We start from the raw sequence: 20,211 nt of genomic DNA, 5'->3' as shown, positions 1-20,211 counted from the left end.
CCGCTCGGGAGCGGCGCATTCATTCGAATCCATATTTGAGTGTATCAGCGAACCCAAAAGGTTGCGAAACGAATGGGCAAATTAAGGATGCGAATGAAAGCATCCATGCGATAAGCGGATACAAAGCATCTTTGTTGCACAACAAACTTACAGTCGCACGGGGAAATTATGGCTACCCCGTGCGTCGCGAGGATAACATACGGCAGGAGCAGGCTCGCCACCTAAATCGTGCGACGGGCCTCAATGGCGCGCCCAAGCGTAAGCTCGTCGGCATACTCCAGGTCGCCGCCCACGGGAAGGCCGCTTGCCAGACGCGACACCTCGACGCCCAGCGGCTTGATAGTGCGGGCCAGGTAGCTCGCCGTGGTCTCGCCCTCAATATTGGGGTTGGTGGCGATGATGACCTCGTGGATGTCCTCGTGGCCCAAGCGTGCCAGCAGCTCACGAATGTGCAGCTGCTCGGGGCCGATCTTGTCCATGGGACTGATCACGCCGCCCAATACGTGGTAGAGACCATGGTAGCTGCCCGTGCGCTCAATCGCCTGGACATCGCGCGGCTCGCCCACCACGCAAATGCGAGTGGTATCGCGCATCGAATCCTGGCAGATGGAGCACTCGTCGGCCGTGGCGTAGTTAAAGCAGCGGCTGCAAAAATGAACCTCCTGCTTAACCTCCAGGATGGCCTCGGCCAAGCGGCGCGCCTCCTCGGCATCGGCCTCGAGCAGGTAATAGGCGATGCGCTGAGCCGACTTGGGGCCAATGCCCGGCAGGCGACCCAGCTCATCGAGCAATTTTTGCAGGCTATGGTTAGCACTCATATATATGCGCGTCTTAGAACGGCATGCCCGGGATGTTGAGACCGCCGGTGATGGCGCCCATCTGCTTGTTGGCGAGCTCGTTGACGCCGCGAACGGCCTCGTTGACGGCAGCCATGATCATATCCTGCAGCATATCGACGTCCTCGGGATCGAGGGCATCGGGGTCGATGGTAAGGTTGACGAGCTCCATCTCGCCGTTAACGGTCACCTTGACCATACCGCCGCCGGCAGAGGCGTCGACGGTCTGGGACTTGAGGTTCTCCTGCGCGGCGGCAAGCTGCTCCTGCATCTTGCGAGCCTGCTTCATCATCTGCTGCATGTTCATACCGGCCATGATGGCTCCTTTACGTGCGGCCGCACGCCGAGCTGCAAGGGCAGCCGGAGCGCGGTGGGACTTTCAAACTCAAAAATCGTACCACGGCGCGGGGCAAGCAAGCGGGGCGGACACGCTACCTCAGTCGATATACATGTCCTGGAGTGCAAACCGCACCCAAAGATTATGCGAAGTTGAATAATTCACATCTGCATATTATTGAAAGCTAAATCTTGTAGAGCCGGAATCCGACATTTTCTGCATCCAGCTAGATAACAAAATGCCGAACCGCTGCTCGAGGCGGCGCTCATGATGGCAGGGTATAATTTGATTGTCACAGACAGCAATTTGGAGGTGCCCCCATGAATGCCCCCGACGCGCTCCAAAACATCCGCTCAAAACACCCCGTTGCATATGTGGTTCTCTATCTCTTTGTCGGCTGGGCATTACTGGTTGTCATCACCCATGCTATAGCCTTTGGAGCAGAACTGCTGATAGCCAGCTCGGACCAGCCCGTCGTCAAATGGGAAGCGACCGATGAGTGCACCGACGGGACCCGGACCGTTTACTACAACAGCCCGTCCCTTTACCAAGAGCTCAAGGTCAAGATAAAGGACTCCAAGATTGTCGGTGCCGAACCAGGCGCTTTCTTGACAATCGGAGCAACCCTCGACGCCGAGCAAGTCGAGTACACGGACAGCCGCGCGACGTATCGTGTCGACCTCAGCATCCTAGGCCGACCGTCACGCGCTTGTCTGCTCGAATGCGATATACGCGGCACCACACTACACATGTCCGAAATACAGATGCGCCCGGACAAAAGAAAGTGATATATGGCCGAGTCGGAAGAGACTAGGCATAGACTCGTCCGCCTTCGTAGGCAAAACGCAGGATGAGCGGGGCATTGTTGCGCACGAAATCATCGAGTTCTTTGAGGTCCGCTTCGCTAAAGCCCTCGCGTGACACCCAATTGAATGCCGGCAAGATGCACTCCGCCGTGTCAAAACCCCAATCGCGCGGGCGCTCCACAACAACCTTCACCGTGTTGTCCTCACGGACTTCGGAATACGAAACTTGCGTATCGTCCTCAAGGCGGACATATTCCCACATCATAAGCTCGCTCCGTTCAAAGACGTCTCTTCTTGAGCAGTATACCCGCCTGTACAGCTACTCCACCGGTTTGAAGATGGTGGACTGACCGAAGACGCTGCGGATGAGGGCTTTGGCCTCGTCCTCGGTCTGCGGGATGCTTGGGGCTGCGCCCTGATGGCCGAAGGGACTGCCCGCGCCGGGGTTGGACTCCCAGGGAGCTGCAGGAGCGTCCTCCTCTTTGGGGGCAGTTGCAGCGGGCTTGGGCGCGGGCGTCGCACCCGGCACGTCGAACGGAGGCAGATCGTCCCCGCTCGCATCGCCTGCAAAGCCGCCGACCATGGCGTCATCGTAGGGCACCTGCTCGGATTCCCACGGTGCAGACTGCGCAGACGGCTGAGCCTTGGGAGCGGACGCGCGCTCGGGCGCTCGGGGTGCGGGCTCGGTCGGGAGCTTGCCCGTGGCAGGAGCGCCAGCGGGGTTGTCGGAGCGCAGCCAGGGGGCTTTGCCCAGGTCGGATGACTTGGGCGCAGGCGCGGCGGCGGGCTTGGGCGCGGGGACCGGAGCAGCCTGTTTGGGCGCAGCGGGTTCAGGCGCCGACGGGGTCGGTGCCGCTACCGGTGCCGCTTTTGGCTGCGTCGCGCTGACGTTCGAGGATGCAGGGGCCGCCGAGGACACGGGTTGCGGGTCCGCAGATGCCGCAGCCCGTGCAGATGGAGAATGCTCCTCATGTTGAGGAGCCAGCGTGCCACCTCCATCCAGGACGTAGTCGACGGTGCGACGACCGAAGACCGCACTGACTGTCGGCAGGACCACCGACTGCGTGTCGGCGCGTCCGAGCATCTTGATGGCAAAGGTCGAGCCCGCGGGGAACGAGACCGTGAGCTTGGAGCCGTCGTCTGCTGTGGCGCGGGCATTGAGCAAAAGCCCTGCGTAGGAGGCCTGACGAGCCTTGACGCGTTCGACGACCTCGGCCCATTTGCGCTGGAGCTCACCGGCATCCTCGACCGCGGGGGTCTCGGCGGCACCAGCGGCAGCAACCTGGGCGGCGGTGTTGGGCTGGGGCTTAGGTGCCGGAGCGGTGGCAGGCGCGGGGGCTGCAACGGGCTGAGGCGTCGGAGCCGGCGCAGACTGAGGTGCAGACGCTGCAGGCTTGGAAGCCGACACGGACGCAGAACGGGGCGCAGGCTGAGCCGCCGGAGCGGCAGCACCACGGTCCCAAGGCATACCGCCCTGGCGCGCGGACGTATCAGCGGTGGTAGCAGATGCCGCCGGAGTAGCGGCTCGGGCACCCGAGATCAGCGTCGGCTGCTGGGCAGCAGCGGGTACGGATGCTGCAGGCGCGGTGGCCTGAGCAGCAGCCACGCTCGCCGGCACGGCGCCGTTGGCAACCATGGCCTCCAGACGCGCCACGCGCTCGGCCAATGCCTCAATCGTTAAATCAGCCTCGGGACGTGCCAGACGCGTACAGGCAATCTCGAGCACCAGGCGCACGTCGCTCGCGCCCCTCATCTCCAGTGCGGCATCGTCGAGCACCGTCAGCACGCGGGCCAGGCGGTCGGCAGGATGCTCGCCAAAGGCAGCGGCCTCGGCAGCAAGCGCCTCGGCCTGCTCGGAGCCGCCCTCAAACAGCTCGGCACGGGCACCGGCAACGCAGGCAACGTACACGTCACGCACATGCGCTACCAGGTCGCGCGTCAGCTCCAGCAGGTCGTTTCCTTCCTCGACCTGCGCACGGATCAGTCCATAGAGCTCGGCAACATCGCGATCGGCAATGGCGCGGGAAAACTCGCCCAGAATCTGGTCCGAAACCTCGCCTAAAAGCGAGCGGGCATCGTCCGCATGCACAGAACCGTTGCCAAAAACGCTCAGCTGCTCCAGCGTGGAGAGCGCGTCGCGCATGCCGCCCTTGGCATGGCGCGCCACGATGGCGAGCGCCTCGTCGTCGTAATCGAAGCCCTCCTGCTCGCATACGTATGCCAGGCGATGCTCAATATCCTCGTTGCCGATGCGATGGAAATCGAAACGCTGGCAGCGCGAGAGGATGGTCTCCAGAATCTTTTGCGGGTCGGTGGTGCACAGCACAAAGATCACGTGTGCCGGCGGCTCCTCAAGCGTCTTGAGCAGCGCGTTGAACGCCGCCGTCGTGAGCATGTGGACCTCGTCGATGATATAGATCTTGTACTTGCCGCGCACCGGGGCAAAGTTGACGGAGTTGATGATCTCCTCGCGCACGTTGTCCACGCCGGTACGGCTTGCGGCATCGAGCTCGTAGACATCGGGGTGGTTGCCCTCGGCAATGAGCTCGCACTCCTCGCAAGCACCGTCGGGCATGCAGCCGCTTGCACCCTCGGCGCGCGCCGCCTCGGCATTGCGGCACAGCAGCGCCTTGGCAAGGATGCGCGCCATGGTGGTCTTGCCCGTGCCGCGCGGTCCGCAGAACAGGTAGGCGTGGGACAGGCGTCCCTCGGTGATAGCGTGCTCGAGCGTCGAGACGATATGCTGCTGGCCCACCACGGAGTCGAAGGTGAGCGGGCGATACTTTCGGTACAACGATTCCATGGGTGCTCCCCCGGGTATACTGAGACTTGTTGCCGCGACGGCCATGCGGTCGCACGGCATACTGCATTCATAATAACCCGTACGGCGAGCCCGCCGCGATAGGAGTCCAAAGAGCATGGCAGACGCAGAGAGCAACCTCGTTCCCTCCGAAGCAGCCGACCAGGTCGAGGTCGCGCTCGAGGCGCAGGCCGCAGCCGACGACGGCATCCTGTACCTCAACGAGTATCAGTACGAAAACGACCTCGTCACCGACTTTGCGCGCCTGGTCGCCTCGCCCAGGCGCCGTGGCTCCCTGTACGTCGCCGCCGCGATTGCCGCGCTCATCGGCATCGGCATGCTGGTGGCCGGCGGCAGCTGGATCAAGTTCGGCGTCGTGCTGATCGTGTTCGGCGCCTTTTTGGCCTGGTGGAGCAAGAACCTGCACCACACGCTCGCCCGCGACTATATCGACGCCGTCGAGGCCGACGAGTCCATGGGCGGCCGCTATCGCCGCGTCGCCGCCAACGAAGACGGTCTGATGGTTTGGGGCAAGAGCGGCAAGTCGCAGTTCTTCCCGTTTGACAAGCTCGACCACGTACTCGACGGCGAGCGCATCTTTGTGGCCATGTTCGCCGACCAGGGCGTGACGATCCCCAAGGACACCTTCGTCCGTGGCGATGCCGAGCAGTTCGGTCCCTTCCTCAAGGCCCGCATCAACAAAAAACTCCGCATCGAGACCAAGAAGAAGAAAATGAAGGCCGAGAAGGCTGCAGCCGAGGCCAAGCAGGACGACAAGCCCCAGGAGACCAAGGGCAAGCAGCGCAAGCAGAAGAAGAACAAGAAGAAGCACTAAGGCCAAGCCAGACAGGCAGCCTCACATCCCGTTATCCTCGCCATCCGCCCGAGCGTGCTACACTAGCAGCATCTATGCCACCGCGAACGGCTCGGCTCCGCGCCCGCCACTCGCAAACGAACTTTAAACGCACGAGGGTTGGCCATGCCGCTTTTCTCGCAACATACCGCCCGGTTCTCGCCGGACGTTCCTTTGGAGGGCACCAGCTCTCGCGAGCTGCTCAAGCGGTACCAGCCGCTCGAGACACTTGCGACCGGCGGTTTTGGCTCCATCGAGATTTGCCGCGACACGCACCTGCGCCGCCGCGTCGCCATTAAGCGCATCCCCCTTATCAACGGCGCCGGCATGCCCGCCAGCGACATCATGGATGTCCTGCGCGAGGCGCACACTGCCGCCATGCTTCAACATCCCAATATCGTGCAGGTCATCGACTTTACGCATGACACCGCCTATGCCTACCTGGTCATGGAGTATGTCGACGGTATGTCGCTGGCCGAGTTTTTGCATCGCGTGGACGGCCACTCACTCACCTTTGACGAGGCCGCGGCCATTGCCGATGCCCTGGGCCAGGCGCTCACCTTCGCCCATAGCAATGGCGTACTCCACCTGGACATTAAGCCCGCCAACGTGCTCATCGACCACTCGGGCAATGTAAAGCTCACCGACTTTGGCATGGCGCGACTGTCGTCCGCCGGTGGCTTTGGCGGCTCGCGCGGCGGCACCATCGGCTACATGCCGCCCGAGCAGCTCGATATCGAGACCGGCACGGTCGACGAACGCGCCGATGTCTTTGCCCTTGCCTGCGTTATCTATGAGGGCTTGTGCGGCAGCGCTCCCTTTATGGCGGCCACGCCCGCCGACTCGCTCGACCGCATCATCGGCGGCGCCACCTATCCCAGCGAGCTGATACCACACTTTCCCCCGGGAGCCGAGGCCGCGCTCATGAGCGCGCTCTCCCCCATGCCGCAGGACCGCCCCAACAGCATCGAGGCATTTTGCGACCAACTCCTTGCCGGTCTGGGCAGCGTGCGCGAGGGCCGTCGCAGTCTGGAGCAAATGGTTGGCGAGCTTTCGGATGACGAGCAGGAGCTCGACGATATCGAGCCGTCGTACTACGAGGACGACGCCATCGAGGTCGACCCCGCGCTCGGCTGGGCGGGCACGCGCTGGAGCCATGCGCGCGACTACACCATGCACGCTATCTCGGTGCTAACGTGCGGCGCCTTTAGCTTTTTGCTGATGCAAACGGCCGGGGTCGCGGCGCTTCCCGGCCTGGTCATTGCGGCTATCGCGATCGGAGCGGCGGCTGGCCTGGCCCCCCAGATCGGCTCGGCCATCTCGGCTGTGGGCTTTTTGGTGCTCATGGCCAACGCCACCATGCAGGCGCAGGGCATCCTGTCGATGTTGCCCGTCGCGGTGATCTTTGCCGCTGCCATGTCCGGTTGGTGGATCGCCTGGGGTCGCACCGAGGCTGCCGCGAGCGCCGCGCTCACCTGCGCACTCGCGCTTGGCTGTCTGACTGGCAATACCTTCCTGGCAGCTGGGGTCGCCGCCGGCGTCGCGTCATTTTGGCTCGGCCCGGCAAGCGCCGCCGCGGCAACGGGCATGGGCGTGCTTTTTGCCCGTCTGGCGACGGTCGCGCTTTCAGCCGGAGGCGTGCTGGGGCTCGGTAACGTTGCCGCAGCGCTGGAAGACCCGCTCCTTTGGGCTGCCTTTGTGCTGGTCGCGACAACTGCCGCAGCGTCATCTGCGCTGCTCAATGCCCATGCCAAGCGTGCCGACCAGGGCTCAAACCTTGCCGCAATCGCCGCCATCGCCGTCACCGGCATCGGCTGCGCAGCGGCATCCTGTCTTGCGCACCATATGGAAATTGCCAGCCTTGCAGCCGCGGTCGCCGCCAAGGCGGCAGTTGCGGGAACCCTATCCTCTATAATCGTTGGGATATGCCTATATTTGCTCGGATACCAAAGAACCTATACGGAGAGTGATCTTTCGTGAACTTCCTGAACATCTTCGAGGACCACGTGGCCGGCATCTTCGGTGCCACCCGTGCCCCGTTCTCCTTTAAGAAGCTTGCCAAGCAGGCCGCTCGCGACATGGAGGATCAGACTCTGGTGATTAACGGCGTCAACACGGCGCCGGCACTCTATACCATCCTGATCGCCGCCGACGACGATCCCATGCTCGCCCCGTTCTACCCCGAGCTTTCGCGCGAGGTCCGCGAGTTTGTGAAGGCGCAGGCCGAAAAGCGCCGCTATGTCTTTGTCGGCGAGCCCCTCGTGCGCTTTATGATCGATCCGCAGCTGCGCGCCGGCAAGTTCTCGGTCTTTGCCGAGAACGTCGATGCCCCCACGCTCGGCCGCCTGTACGAAGAAGAGCGCGCCTATCAAAACGGCCTGGGCCAGAACAACTCCGCGGCAAGCCGTGCCGCCAGCGCCCCGCGCGCCGGCCAGCAGCAGTTTGCTGCCCCGCAGCAGCAGCGCCCCGCCGCCATGCCCCAGCAGCAGCCGACGCCTCGCGCCGCCACTCCTGACCCGCTTGCCACGGCAGACCCCTTCGCGCCTAGCGTCCCCGACCCCGCCGCCGCACCCATCCCGGTGCCGCAGACCATCTCGCGCGACGCGCTTGCCGGCATGGGCGGAGCCGCCGCGACCGGTGCCGCCGTGGGCCTAGGCGCCGCAACCGGCATCGCCTCCAACATGGCGAGCACTCGCGCCCCGCAGCGCCCGCTCGCCCAGCTCGTCGACGTCGTGAGCGGCGAGAGCCATAGCATCACCTCCGCACAGGTGACCATCGGTCGCGAGCGCTCAGTTTCCGACATTGCCCTGCGCGACCCCAACGTGTCGCGCCGCCACGCCCAGCTCACCTTTACGGGCTCGGATTGGTCGATCGAGGACCTCAATTCCACCAACGGCACACTCGTCAACAACCGCCGCATTACGCGCTGCCCGCTGCGCAACGGCGATCTGCTGACGTTTGGCCTGAGCACCTTTGAATTTAGGGGATAGTCGCTTATGAACATCGATATCGTCCTTTTTGCAGGCCGCATCGTCCTGGTCGCCCTGCTCTATATCTTCCTGTTCGCCGTCATGAAGACCGGCGTGGGACTTGTGCGCGGACAGCGCCGCGACTCGGCTATCTGGACGATCGATGTGGACAAGGGCCCGCGCGGTATCCGCGGCATCCACGTAGACATGCTCGGCCCCGTCATCGTCGGTCGCTCGCCATCTTCGGACATCTGCATCAACGAACCATTCGTCTCGGCCTCGCATGCGCGCTTTTCGCTGCAGGGCCCGGCGCTCATCATCGAGGACCTCAACTCGCTTAACGGCACGCTCGTCAACGGCCGCCAGCTCGTGGAGCCCGCGACGCTGCGCGAGGGCGACGAAGTCCAGATCGGCGATGTGGTCATGAAGGTGAACCGTCGATGATCGACGAGGAGAACAAGTCCGCGACTATGACCGAGGCACCGGCTGCCGCCACAGCTGCGCCGGCCCACGCCGCTCCGGCGGGCTCCGCACCCGTGGAGCCCGAGGACACCGTGTTCTCCCTGCCTCTTTCGCATGTAACGCATGATATTTCGGATCTCGCCGATAACGAGGACGAAGAGGATGCCGTAGCGGCGCCCATCGGCGCACATGCTGCGGAACAGCCCACAGCGCCCGAAGCAGCCCCGGCGCCGGCTCACTTTGCAGAGCCCGTCGCCGCGGCAATCAACGAGAGCGCTGCGGTGTTTGCGGCACCCGAACCCGCCGCGCCGGCGTTTCCCATAGCCCCGGCATCCGAGGTTGCGCCCGCGTCTACGCCGGCGCCCGAGCCTATAGACGTCAGCCCGCAAGACGATGAGTCGACCGCCCGCGTGTCCGAGGAGCCCGACTCCCCGGACACCGGCGATTCCGAATCAAACGCCGAGACCGACACCGTCTCTCCCGGTGACACAGCCGAAATCGACGTTGCCGCCGTTGAGGCCAAGCTCAAAGACCCCGGCTCGACCATGAGCTTTGAGCCCCTGACCGAGGAGCGCATCGAGACCGACTCGACCTATGATGCCGGCACCACCACGCAACTCATGTGGGGCGCCCGCTCCGACGTTGGCTGCGTACGCCCGCACAATGAGGATTCCTACCTGGTGCAGTCGCCGCTCTTTTGCGTATGCGACGGCATGGGTGGTCACGCTGCCGGCGAGGTGGCCTCTTCCATCGCCGTTGAGACTATTGCCAAGACGGCCCCGCAGTCCGCCGACGCAGCACGCCTGGCGGCAGCCGTCGAGGCAGCTAACGCCGCCGTAATCGAGGCGGCCCTGAACGGCCTAGGCAAGCCCGGCATGGGCTGCACAGCCACTTGCGCCTATATCGAAAACGACACGCTCGCCATCGCCCACGTGGGCGACTCTCGCGCCTACCTGCTCCACGAGGGCACGCTCATCCGCGTGACCCGCGACCACTCCTACGTGGAGGAGCTCGTGGACGCCGGCGAGATCACGGCAGACGAGGCTCGCGTCCACCCCAACCGCTCGGTCATCACCCGTGCGCTGGGCTCGGACCCCGCCATGTATGCCGACCACTTCACTCTGCATATCGAGGAAGGCGACCGCCTGATCCTGTGCTCCGACGGCCTTTCGAGCATGATTCCCGATAGCGATATCGAGAACATCGCCACGCAGTCCTCAACCGCGCAAATCTGCGTCGACAACCTAGTGGACGCGGCGCTTGCCGCCGGCGGCCACGACAACGTGACCGTAGTAGTCGTTGACCTGGTTGACGATGGCGTTATGCGCGAGGCGCAACGCGTGCGTCGCCGCAACGTCACCATCGGCGTCGTCTTAGGTCTCGTCTTGGTGCTGGCGGCTGCCATCTGGGCCTACACGGGTGTCACCGGCTCGTACTACCTGGGTACCTACCAGGGCAATGTCGCCGTCTGGCGCGGCCTGCCCGGCAAGCCGCTCGGACTCAAGCTCCACTGGCTCGAGAGCGAAACCAGCATCAAGCTGTCCGACCTGCCCGAAGACACGCAAAACCGCCTCAAGGCGGGCATTCCGCAAACAAGCGTCGACGATGCGCAGGACACGATATCCAAGTACCGCCACCAGATCGACGAGGAGCAGACCCGCCAGGTGATCGACGCGCAAACGATTCGCGACAACACCGACCAGGGATCGACCTCCGAATCAGATTCCGAGAAAACCGCCGAACAGTCCGCCGAGGCCGAAGCCTCCGATAAGAATTAGAAAGGGAGTGCCGCTTATGAGTCGCCGCAACACCGAACTGCTCTTGCTCATCGCCTCGGCGTTCCCCGTCATCTTGCTGTATGCGATGTACGTCCTCACCGCGGGCGCCGTTATCTCCTTTGAGACGCTCGCCGTACCGATCGGCCTCTTTGCCGCCTTCGCCGCGGCGCATATCGCCGTGCGCATCTTGGCGCCTGGCGCCGACCCTGCCATCCTGCCCATCGTATTTATACTTTCGGGCATCGGCATCACGTTCGTGACACGCCTCGCCCCCGCTCTCGCCATCTCACAGCTCATCATCCTGTTTGTCTCGGTGGCCCTGATGGTGGGAACGCTCGCACTGGTCAAAAACCTCGACGTGGTCATGCGCTACAAGTACACCTTTGGCATTATCGGCATCATTCTGCTGATGCTGCCTATCTTTATCGGCACCACGATCTCGGGCTCCAAACTGTGGATTCGCATCGCCGGCTTTACCATTCAGCCCGGCGAGTTCGCCAAGGTCTTTATCGTGCTGTTCCTAGCCGGGTACCTGGCCGAGAACCGCGAGCTGCTCTCCATCTCCAACCGCAAGATCTTAGGTCTTAAGATCCCTCGCCTGCGACTGCTGCTGCCGTTGTTTGCCGTGTGGGGTGTGTGCCTGCTCGTCGTCGTCTTCGAACGCGACCTGGGTTCGGCCGTGCTGTTCTACACCATCTTCTTGCTGATGCTCTACGTTGCCACGGGGCGCTTTTCGTATGTCGTTATCGGCCTTGCGCTCTTAGCTGTCGGAGCCGTGGGCGCCTACAAGTTCCTATCGCACGTTCAGGTGCGTTTCCAGGTTTGGGTCGATCCGTTTAAGGACGCCCAGGGCCAGGGCTACCAGATCGTCCAGTCGCTCTTCTCGCTTGCCGATGGCGGTCTGGTCGGTGTTGGCATCGGCAACGGCATGGCCAACAACATCCCTGTCGTCGAGTCCGACTTTATCTTCTCGGCTATCGGCGAGGAGATGGGCCTTTTGGGCGGCGGCGCCGTGCTCATCCTGTTTATGCTCTTTGCCGTGCGTGGCCTCACCACGGCTGCCCGCGCTAAATCCGACCTCGCCGCCTTTAGCGCCACCGGTCTTACGGCAGCCATCAGCTTCCAGGCCTTCTTGATCGTTGGCGGCGTAACCCGCCTGATCCCGCTGACCGGCGTCACCCTGCCCTTTATGAGCCAGGGCGGCTCCTCTCTGCTGGCGAGCTTTATCATCGTCGCGCTCCTGCTGCGCGCCGGTGACGAGGCGACCGGACGCGAGGCCGAGCTTACCGGCACCGGCACCATGGCTGCCATCACCGATGATCAGGTCGCATCCGCCGCCGCCCCGACGGGCACGCGCTTTGCCACCTCGTCTTCCTACGGCAGCGGCAGCCATTCCGTCGGCTCGCGCATGCGCCGTCGCCTGCTCGACACGCCTGAATCCGGTGTGCTCGGCCGCGTTGCGCTCGCCAACCGTCTAACCCGTGCGGTGCTCGCCTTTACGGCGCTGTTCGCCATCCTTATCGGCAACCTCACCTATGTCCAGGTCATCAAGGCCAAGGACTATCAGGATATGCCGACCAACAACCACACTATCGCCCGCTCCAAGTACATCCAGCGCGGTTCCATCATCACGTCCGACGGCGTGACGCTGGCCGAGTCGCTGCAGCAGGAGGACGGCACCTACGTACGCTCCTACCCCAACGGCAACCTGGCAGCGCACGTGGTTGGCTACGTGAGCCAGCAGTATGGCACCACCGCCATCGAGAGTGTCATGAACGACACGCTCACCGGCTCTAAGGATTACTCCAGCTGGAACAACGCCATCGCTTCGCTCGCGGGCCAGACCCAGCCGGGCAACACCGCCAAGCTCACCATCGACTCGCGTATCCAGACGACGGCCGAGCAGGCGCTCAAGGGCTTTAAGGGCGCTGTAGTGGTCATCGACCCGCGTACCGGTGCGGTGCTCGCATGCGCCAGCTCGCCCACCTATGACAACACCAACATCGACGCCCTGCTGCAGGCGGGCGGCGGCGAGGACGGCTCCATGTACAATCGCGCCATGGACGCGCTGTACACGCCGGGCTCCACGTTTAAGGTCGTTACGCTTTCCGCGGCACTCGAGACCGGCACCGCCAGCCTTACCAGCACCTACCAGGCGCCCGGCTCCATGGACATCGGCAACGCGCCGGTCACCAACTATGCCAACGAGAGCTACGGCACCATCAGCCTGCAGCAGGCCTTTGCCGTGTCTTCCAACGTCGTCTTTGGCCAGGTGGCAAACGAAGTTGGCGCAAACACGCTCGTGCAGTTTGCCAACGCCTTTGGCTACGGCCAAAAGCTCGGCCAAGACCTGACCTCCGCGGCCTCCATCATGGCCGACCCGTCGCTCATGACCGAGTGGGAGACCGCCTGGGCCGGCGCCGGCCAGCCTGTCGGCATGGACCACACGCCCGGGCCGCAGACCACCGTCATGCAAAACGCCGTAATTGCCGCCGCCATCGCTAACAGCGGCGTGGTCATGGACCCGTACTTTGTAGCCCAGGTACTCGCCCCGGACGGAACCGTGGTCAAGACCACGCAGTCCCGCTCGCTGGGTCAGGCCGTCAGCTCCGCCACGGCCGACCAGGTCAAGCAGGTCATGCTTGCCGTCGTCCAGTCCGGCACCGGCACCGATGCCCAAATCCCCGGCGTCAAGGTCGCCGGCAAGACTGGCTCGGCCGAGACCGGCGGCACCAACGTCAACTCGATGTTCGTTGGCTTTGCACCTTACGATTCACCCACAGTCGCTATCTCGGTGGCCTTAGAGGATTACGACAAGCATGACGTCAAGGCCGCCAAGATCGCCGGCATCGTCCTGACCGCGGCGCTTGCCGCACAGGGAGCGTGATGCCCATGATTGAATCGGACACCCGAGGCGCGCCGCGGCCGAAGAGTTAGCGGCAACGCGCCACACGGCCCCAGCGGCCACATCGTAGGTACTACACACATCGTTGAGCGAATAGTTATGTTAGGAGCAGGAATGGAACAGAGGGTCCTCGGGGGAAGATACCTCCTCAAGGATAAGGTGGGAACAGGCGGCATGGCGACCGTCTACCGTGCACAGGACCAGGTCCTCGACCGCACGGTAGCCGTCAAGATCATGCTGCCACAGTATGCTGGCGACGCAACCTTCGCCGCACGCTTTAAGCAGGAGGCACAGGCAGCAGCCGGCCTCTCCTCCCCCTATATCGTGGGCGTCTACGATTGGGGCAAGGACGGCGACACCTATTACATCGTCATGGAGTACCTGCGCGGCACCGACCTTAAGAGCGGCATCAAGAGCCACGGCGCCCTCGACCCCAAGAAGGTCGCCCAGATCGGCTCGCAGATCAGCTCCGCGCTTTCGGTCGCCCACAAGCACGAGATCATCCACCGCGACATTAAGCCGCAGAACATCATGGTGCTGCCAGACGGCAACATCAAGGTGATGGACTTTGGCATCGCGCGCGCCAAGAACAGCCACCTCACGCAAGACAACAACGTGCTGGGAACCGCCCACTACGTCAGCCCCGAGCAGACCCGTGGTCAGGACCTCGGCCCCACCTCGGATATCTACTCGCTGGGCGTCGTGATGTACGAGTGCGCCACCGGCCGCGTTCCCTTTGACGGTGACGACGCTATCTCGGTCGCACTCAAGCAGGTCAACGAGCTGCCTATTCCGCCGAGCCAGATCAACTCCGGTGTCGACGCCGACCTTGAGCGCATCATCCTCAAGTGCATGGAGAAGGACCCGGCAAACCGCTTCCAGACCGCCGACGAGCTGCGTCAGGTGCTCAACAGCTACCTGTCGGGCCGTGCCGTCAACATCTCGGAGCCCACGCGCATCATCGGTGCCCCCGGTGAGCTGGGCGCCACCAAGACTCGCGAGCTTTCCGATCAGACGCGCGCCATGGTGCGTCCCGTCTCGGGCGTGAGCGGCCAGAATACCGCCCGTAGCTCGGTTTCGGGCTCCACCGGCTCCTACGAGGTCGAAAAGCCCAAATCCAACAAGAACAAGATCATCGCCGCCGTGGTGGCAGCCGTTGCCGTCATCGGTATCGTGGTGGCCTTTGCCACAGGACTCTTTGGCGGCGAGCAGGTCACCGTGCCCGATGTGCTAGGCAAGGACCAGCAGACTGCCGTCGAGCAGATCAAGGAAGCCGGCCTCGAGGTCGGCACCATCGACCAAAGCTACAACGACGATGTCGACGAGGGCAAGGTCGCCGAGCAGACGCCCAACGGCAACACCAAGAAGGCCAAGGGCACCAAGGTGAACCTGGTAATCTCCAAGGGCCCCAAGCCCTCCGAGAAGGTCGAGGTTCCCCGGCTGGTCGGCCTGACCAAGGACCAGGCAGAAGCCGCGCTGGCAAGCGTTGGCCTGAAGGGCAACGCCTCCGAGGAGGCCAACGAGGCCGATGAGGGCCAGGTCTTTGAGCAGGGCACCGAAGCCGGTAAGGAAGTCGAGAAGGGCACGACCATCTCGTACAAGGTCTCGAGCGGCCCGGATACCACGTCCGTCCCCGACCTGACCGACATGACCGAGGCCCAGGCGCGCAACGCCCTCGATATGGCAGGCTTTGGCGTCGACGTGAGCTACCAGGAGAACGACTCGGTTACCGAGGGCACCGTGATTAGCTGGAACCCCAGCGGCAAGCAGAAGCCTGGCGCCACGATTACCGTCGTCATTGCCAAGAAGTCCGGCAAAGCCAGCGTTCCGGGCAACCTGTACGGCAAGAGCATCTCCGCCGCCGTTACCGCGCTCAACAACGCCGGGTTCTACAACATCGCATTCTGCGATCAGAACGGTAACCCCGTGAGCGGCAACGAAAACGCCACCGTTACGGGCGTCTCCCCCACCGGCAAGCAGTCCACCGACAGCACGATTACGCTGACGGTTTCGATTTCTGGCTCGGGTTCGGGCTCTGGCTCGGGCACGAGCACGGGCGACGATTCCGGTACGACCAACTAGTCGCCGCCCCACCGCCCATTACGGCTCCCGCCGCAAACATATTCGCTCACAGGCGCCCGCTTGCTCCCCCAGCAAGCGGGCGCTTCGTTTTTGACATGACATGAACCAGAAGAACCCGGTACCGTGACGGTGTACCGGGCTCGATCAATCTCTGGTGTCCCCGGGCTGATTCGAAAACTCCCCCCCGCGGGGAAATTGGTGACGCGGGTGTCGACGGTCCTAATCCGTCGGCAGCTCCCACAAACCAGAAACGGCGCCGCTCTCGCGACGCCGTTATAATCTTCTGGTGCCCCCGGGCGGATTCGAACCGTCGACACCCGCTTTAGGAGATATGATTTAATGCTACCCCCTACCATTCATCAAGCATCATTGAACATCATATAACCGCAGATAAACATAGCAGTTTGTGTCTTTTGCCTCCGGTAGCTGCGCCTACGCTTTTACAAACATATTACTAACAGCTTTAGCTAAACTGCACTCAATGAATTGTTGAAAACTATTCAAAGAAACGGAGTGCAAAGATGGCAGAACAGCCACTCATTAGCGGAAGAGGCACGTGTTGGAAAGACAAGAGGTCACCTAACACCTACCGCTATTATTTCTCACTTGGGATCAAGGACCCTAAGACGGGGCGCTACAAACGATCCCCAACTTATACGGTTCGTTGCAAGACTAAAACAGAAGCTAGGGCTGCAATGCAGGCCAAGCTGGCTGAAATCAACTCCTCTGGCACGATCACTAAAACTAAAAAGCCCACTTTGCTTGCGTCCTACTGCTGGGCCTTTCATGAAAATAGGGACACCGAACTTGCGCCAACGAGCTATGAAAGAGAAGCGTACGATTGCAGGCATATCGAAGACCTATTCGGTGCGTTTCAGACAATTGAGGGGCTAACTCCCGATCTAATCGAAGAAGCATATGCCGAAGCTCGTCGTACGGGAAAATACAAACCATCAGAGCTTGTACGAATCAATTCGAAACTGCGTCAGATTCTGTCGAATGCAGTCGCAAAGAGAATAATTGACCGAAACCCCTGCGCTACCGTTCATGTTCGCAGACCACGCAACAAAAGAGAATCACTGACAATCGACCAAGTAGCTACCCTATGCACACATCTTCAACACATTGAGCTCACCGCCGAAGCTGTTGGTACGCTAGTACTAGTGTATACGGGTATGCGAAAAGGCGAGATGCTGGGCCTCGAATGGCGCGATTGGGACCCTGCCAATAAAACCTTGAAAATTGACAGGCAGTACACCAACGACCATGAACTGAGGGCACCCAAGTCACAAGAAAGCCAACGCAAAATCCCCGTTGGAGAGACCTTGGCCGAACGTCTTCAATCATGGTCAGCCATACAAAAAGAGCTCCTGGCCTCTCTGGGGCTGTCCCAGACTGGCAGCACTCCCATCATTAGCGATATTGCTGTCAAGCAGGGGGTCCCTACTGTCTGTCACATGAAAAACTACATCTTCAACCATTGGTTTCGCGATTTCGCAGTTAGCTGCAATCTTGGAATCTATGAGCCGAACAATTCGACTGGCGGAAAACTATATAAGGGCATCTGCCCGCATCAGCTCAGGCATTGTGTAAGCACTTTTATGCTGGCGAACGGATCGGACGTTAGAAGCGTGCAAGGTATTCTTGGCCACGCGGACCCCAATATCACGCTCAAAACGTATACAAGCCTCGTTCAACAATCAGAAATAAAAGCAGTTAAAGGCTACGAAGACTTCATCAACGCCTATATACAGAAAAGCGAGAAATAGCATGTTGTTCATTCATCGTTTCATCAATAATATTACGGTACTATACTACTATTTCCGCAGGTAAACGCTTTATTTGATTGACATCTAATGAGTTTTAATAGATTCTAAAGCTGTCAGATGGCTACGCATGTAGTCATAAAAACCGGCCCCCCAAGTGCTTATGAACCTGGTAAGTCTTACAAGCACAGGGAGGGCCCTCATTGAAAGGATAGCTCATCATGGCTACTCCACAGATTAGCACTCAGGCGTCCACACCGACTTTCCCCACTGGTGCCGCTCAGTGCGATCGGTTGCTCCGCGTTAACGATATCCGCGAACTCACTGGCTGGAGCGAAAATACCGCGCGCAAGTTTATGCGCGAGTCCGGCAAGCTCATCCAAATCCATCGCTCGAATTACATGTTTGAAAGCTCATTCTACGAACTTTTCAAGCAGCTCGAAGGTCGTACCGCCCACCTTGACTAGGCGGTAAACATGAGCGAGCTACCGTCAATTGCCGACAAATATTCCAATGATGTTACTGAGCAACGAGAGATTAGAAGGAAAATGGATAACGCGAATTTTATTTCGGTGCCCGACTGGGCGTGTTGCGCCACCACTGTCGCTGCCGAGCGCCTCATCCTCGGCCTAGTATGGAAGCTTGGAAATCCTTCCAAAAACAAACGAGCCATGGGCTTTTACGCAAAAAGCAAATGGATTGAGGAGCGCTACCACCTGAGTAAGAACACGATCTCCCGGGCCTATACCTCTTTGAAAGATAAGGGGTTTATTCAAAAAGCGGGCGATGGCAGCTGGATGCTTAATTACGCTGCAATCTACCGTGCCGCGATCGAAAACGCTTGGGAGCCCCCGAAATCTTAAGTCCACAGACCGACTATCGACGTGGGCTTCTGTCAAACAACCGAGTTAAAAACCACTGAGCCAGAATCCGCTTCAATAGAAGAGGATTCTGGCTCAAATGATATCCGGCCGTTCGCGCAGCGATGTCCACCGCAATCTGGCAAGAATCGAGGACGGGGAAACCGTCATCGAGGTCGTGAAGGTCGGTAATCGCCAGGCGTCTACAAAAACATGCCGCGGATGTAAAATGAAACAGGGCCGAACCGAAACAGTTCCCGGACAATTGGCGTCCGGCCAGACACTTCGATTCGACCCTTTTTCATGCCCGCATCTAAAACAATCCCATAATCATTCTCGACATCTTTAACGCCATCACTCTCCCGCCACCAACACGTCGTAGGTGCCATTTTCAACGAATCGATATGGCCGTCCATTCATGGTCTTTAAGGCGCGTGATACCATGAAAACGTGCGGTATTTCTCCAACCGAAAACCTGCGTGAATGCATGACTTGAGACGCCTTTTAGAACTCACCGATTGCAGGGCGAACACAAATCAACAGCGGCCGTGCATTGTTCCCAGCCATATGGCATGGCGGAGCCATGCCCGTTGTTGATTGGAGTGCCGCACCATGGCAGACGAGAAGAAAATCAGGGAGATCTACGGCGTGAAGTCCGTCCTCGATGAGGCCGCCGAGCGAATCGAGGCGACGTGGCGGGAGAAGCTGCTGCGCGAGACGGGCGACCTCAGAACCGAGAACGCGTTACTCAGGGCCCAGCTCGACGAATTCAACCGCAAGCTCGTCGAGGCGAGAGACCGGAACGAAAGACTTGAGGCCGACTGCAATGAGCGGGTCGCCTTTATCGAGGAGAAGTTCGAGCTCGACACCGCGAGCATGGAGCTCGAGAACAATGAGCTCCATGCCGCGAGCGTCAGATACCTCGCCGATGCCAGGGAGCTCAGCAGGCAGGTCGTCCAGCTCCACGCCGAGGCTGAGGCCATGTCCGATGAGATCGAGCGTCTGCGCGTCGAGCGTGACGCCGCGTTGAAAGCCCAAGCCGAGCTGAGCGATGCGCTCCTGGCCCAGCGCGACCTGACGGCCGAGGTCGCCGCCCTCAAGGACCGCCTCGCTGTAGCCGAGCAGCGGGCGGCTGTGGCCGAGGCCAAGGTCGAGGTCATGACCCAGATGAAGGGCGAGTAGCCCCGTGCTTCTCCTGTCGGGCTGCTGATTTCTAGGAATCTTCTAGAGCGCTTCCAGAAGGTTTCTAGAACCGAGCGCGGCATCTTCGATCGACACGATGTCTCGGTAGATCAGGCGGTGCTTGGCGTCGCACCATTTGTCGTCGTGGTAGTGGCCGAAGAACCAGGCGCGGTAGCCGAGCTGACCGTCGAGCTCGGCAAGGAATCGCTGAAGCCGGTCGCCCCGATACTCGCGCCCGCGCTCGCGGCACAGCTTCTCCGCCAGGGCGGCAGGGGCCTCATGAGTCACAACGCAGTCGACCTTCCAACCCACGCGGCTGAGCGAGGAGCGGCAGTGTTCCGTCTCTTCCTCGCTCGGCATCTCCTCGGGCCACCAGCTCCTCCCCTCCTTGCGATACTGCCTGTCGTTGCTCGCGGCTCCGCCCATGGTAAGAACCGTGGTTCCCGCGATGTCGAATACCCCTCCGCGCATGAGGTGCAGCACGTGCGGTCGTACCTCTGTTAGCGTCAATATATTTTTCACCATTTTCACCAACGTATTTTCGCCAATCGCGCCAACGCGGATGCGCCGGATTC

At 61.2% G+C, this 20,211-nt stretch carries 18 protein-coding genes; 12 read left to right on the top strand and 6 right to left on the bottom strand.

The genetic code is table 11. The features are described 5' to 3' along the window. Nucleotides 1-221: 221 nt before the first annotated feature. On the bottom strand, nucleotides 222-818 hold the full coding sequence (recR, locus tag I2E13_RS08095) for a recombination mediator RecR (RefSeq protein WP_089573257.1): 597 nt from the start codon (nucleotides 816-818) through the stop codon (nucleotides 222-224). Nucleotides 819-831: 13 nt separating this feature from the next. Next, nucleotides 832-1,152 carry a YbaB/EbfC family nucleoid-associated protein gene (locus tag I2E13_RS08090; RefSeq protein WP_006235174.1) on the bottom strand — a complete coding sequence of 107 codons (321 nt, stop codon included), beginning with the start codon at nucleotides 1,150-1,152 and terminating at the stop codon, nucleotides 832-834. A 341-nt stretch (nucleotides 1,153-1,493) separates the two neighbouring features. On the opposite strand from I2E13_RS08090, the gene I2E13_RS08085 reads away from it, so the two are divergent. Next, nucleotides 1,494-1,961 (top strand): hypothetical protein, encoded by a 468-nt coding sequence (locus I2E13_RS08085; RefSeq protein WP_195404773.1) that lies wholly within the window; start codon nucleotides 1,494-1,496, stop codon nucleotides 1,959-1,961. A 22-nt stretch (nucleotides 1,962-1,983) separates the two neighbouring features. Here I2E13_RS08085 and I2E13_RS08080 read toward each other — a convergent pair whose 3' ends face one another. Beyond that, nucleotides 1,984-2,244: a hypothetical protein gene (locus I2E13_RS08080; RefSeq protein ID WP_117817911.1), complete on the bottom strand. Its 261-nt coding sequence runs from the start codon at nucleotides 2,242-2,244 to the stop codon at nucleotides 1,984-1,986. A gap of 54 nt (nucleotides 2,245-2,298) precedes the next feature. Continuing rightward, entirely contained in the window at nucleotides 2,299-4,782 is a 2,484-nt protein-coding gene (gene dnaX, locus I2E13_RS08075) for a DNA polymerase III subunit gamma/tau (protein ID WP_195404772.1), read from the bottom strand. A gap of 115 nt (nucleotides 4,783-4,897) precedes the next feature. Between dnaX and I2E13_RS08070 the strand changes: the two genes are divergently transcribed. From I2E13_RS08070 to I2E13_RS08025, 10 genes are all read left to right on the top strand, one after another. Then, a complete protein-coding gene (locus I2E13_RS08070) occupies nucleotides 4,898-5,614 on the top strand; it encodes a hypothetical protein (RefSeq protein WP_195404771.1) in 717 nt (238 codons plus the stop codon). Between the two features lie 144 nt (nucleotides 5,615-5,758). Beyond that, on the top strand, nucleotides 5,759-7,612 hold the full coding sequence (locus tag I2E13_RS08065) for a serine/threonine-protein kinase (protein WP_195404770.1): 1,854 nt from the start codon (nucleotides 5,759-5,761) through the stop codon (nucleotides 7,610-7,612). Beyond that, nucleotides 7,609-8,622: a DUF3662 and FHA domain-containing protein gene (locus I2E13_RS08060; RefSeq protein ID WP_195404769.1), complete on the top strand. Its 1,014-nt coding sequence runs from the start codon at nucleotides 7,609-7,611 to the stop codon at nucleotides 8,620-8,622. Before I2E13_RS08065 ends, I2E13_RS08060 begins: the two co-directional genes overlap by 4 nt. Before the next feature lie 6 nt (nucleotides 8,623-8,628). Further along, on the top strand, nucleotides 8,629-9,045 hold the full coding sequence (locus tag I2E13_RS08055) for an FHA domain-containing protein (protein WP_006235180.1): 417 nt from the start codon (nucleotides 8,629-8,631) through the stop codon (nucleotides 9,043-9,045). Then, on the top strand, nucleotides 9,042-10,841 hold the full coding sequence (locus tag I2E13_RS08050; protein ID WP_195404768.1) for a Stp1/IreP family PP2C-type Ser/Thr phosphatase: 1,800 nt from the start codon (nucleotides 9,042-9,044) through the stop codon (nucleotides 10,839-10,841). Before I2E13_RS08055 ends, I2E13_RS08050 begins: the two co-directional genes overlap by 4 nt. 16 nt (nucleotides 10,842-10,857) lie before the next feature. Continuing rightward, the gene (locus I2E13_RS08045) at nucleotides 10,858-13,728 is read left to right on the top strand and encodes an FtsW/RodA/SpoVE family cell cycle protein (RefSeq protein WP_195404767.1); all 2,871 of its coding nucleotides are present in this window, start codon (nucleotides 10,858-10,860) and stop codon (nucleotides 13,726-13,728) included. A gap of 132 nt (nucleotides 13,729-13,860) precedes the next feature. After that, nucleotides 13,861-15,828 carry a Stk1 family PASTA domain-containing Ser/Thr kinase gene (pknB, locus tag I2E13_RS08040; protein WP_195404766.1) on the top strand — a complete coding sequence of 656 codons (1,968 nt, stop codon included), beginning with the start codon at nucleotides 13,861-13,863 and terminating at the stop codon, nucleotides 15,826-15,828. Between the two features lie 521 nt (nucleotides 15,829-16,349). Next, complete coding sequence (locus tag I2E13_RS08035) at nucleotides 16,350-17,597, top strand: site-specific integrase (protein ID WP_195404765.1); 1,248 nt, start codon at nucleotides 16,350-16,352, stop codon at nucleotides 17,595-17,597. A gap of 218 nt (nucleotides 17,598-17,815) precedes the next feature. Next, the gene (locus tag I2E13_RS08030) at nucleotides 17,816-18,061 is read left to right on the top strand and encodes a hypothetical protein (RefSeq protein WP_117629696.1); all 246 of its coding nucleotides are present in this window, start codon (nucleotides 17,816-17,818) and stop codon (nucleotides 18,059-18,061) included. A gap of 9 nt (nucleotides 18,062-18,070) precedes the next feature. Then, complete coding sequence (locus I2E13_RS08025) at nucleotides 18,071-18,457, top strand: hypothetical protein (protein ID WP_195404764.1); 387 nt, start codon at nucleotides 18,071-18,073, stop codon at nucleotides 18,455-18,457. A 200-nt stretch (nucleotides 18,458-18,657) separates the two neighbouring features. Here the strand turns inward: I2E13_RS08025 and I2E13_RS08020 are convergent, their stop codons facing one another. Continuing rightward, nucleotides 18,658-18,870, bottom strand: coding sequence for a hypothetical protein (locus I2E13_RS08020; RefSeq protein ID WP_195404763.1), 213 nt, complete (start codon nucleotides 18,868-18,870; stop codon nucleotides 18,658-18,660). Nucleotides 18,871-19,102: 232 nt separating this feature from the next. Between I2E13_RS08020 and I2E13_RS08015 the strand changes: the two genes are divergently transcribed. Further along, nucleotides 19,103-19,636: a hypothetical protein gene (locus tag I2E13_RS08015; protein ID WP_195404762.1), complete on the top strand. Its 534-nt coding sequence runs from the start codon at nucleotides 19,103-19,105 to the stop codon at nucleotides 19,634-19,636. Between the two features lie 42 nt (nucleotides 19,637-19,678). On the opposite strand, the gene I2E13_RS08010 is transcribed toward I2E13_RS08015, so the two are convergent. Continuing rightward, nucleotides 19,679-20,146, bottom strand: a complete 468-nt coding sequence (locus I2E13_RS08010) for a hypothetical protein (protein WP_229057895.1) — start codon at nucleotides 20,144-20,146, stop codon at nucleotides 19,679-19,681. Between the last annotated feature and the right edge of the window lie 65 nt (nucleotides 20,147-20,211).

Source organism: Collinsella aerofaciens, assembly GCF_015554145.1.
Taxonomy (GTDB): domain Bacteria; phylum Actinomycetota; class Coriobacteriia; order Coriobacteriales; family Coriobacteriaceae; genus Collinsella; species Collinsella aerofaciens_AA.
This window is presented reverse-complemented; position numbering and strand designations above follow the sequence as displayed.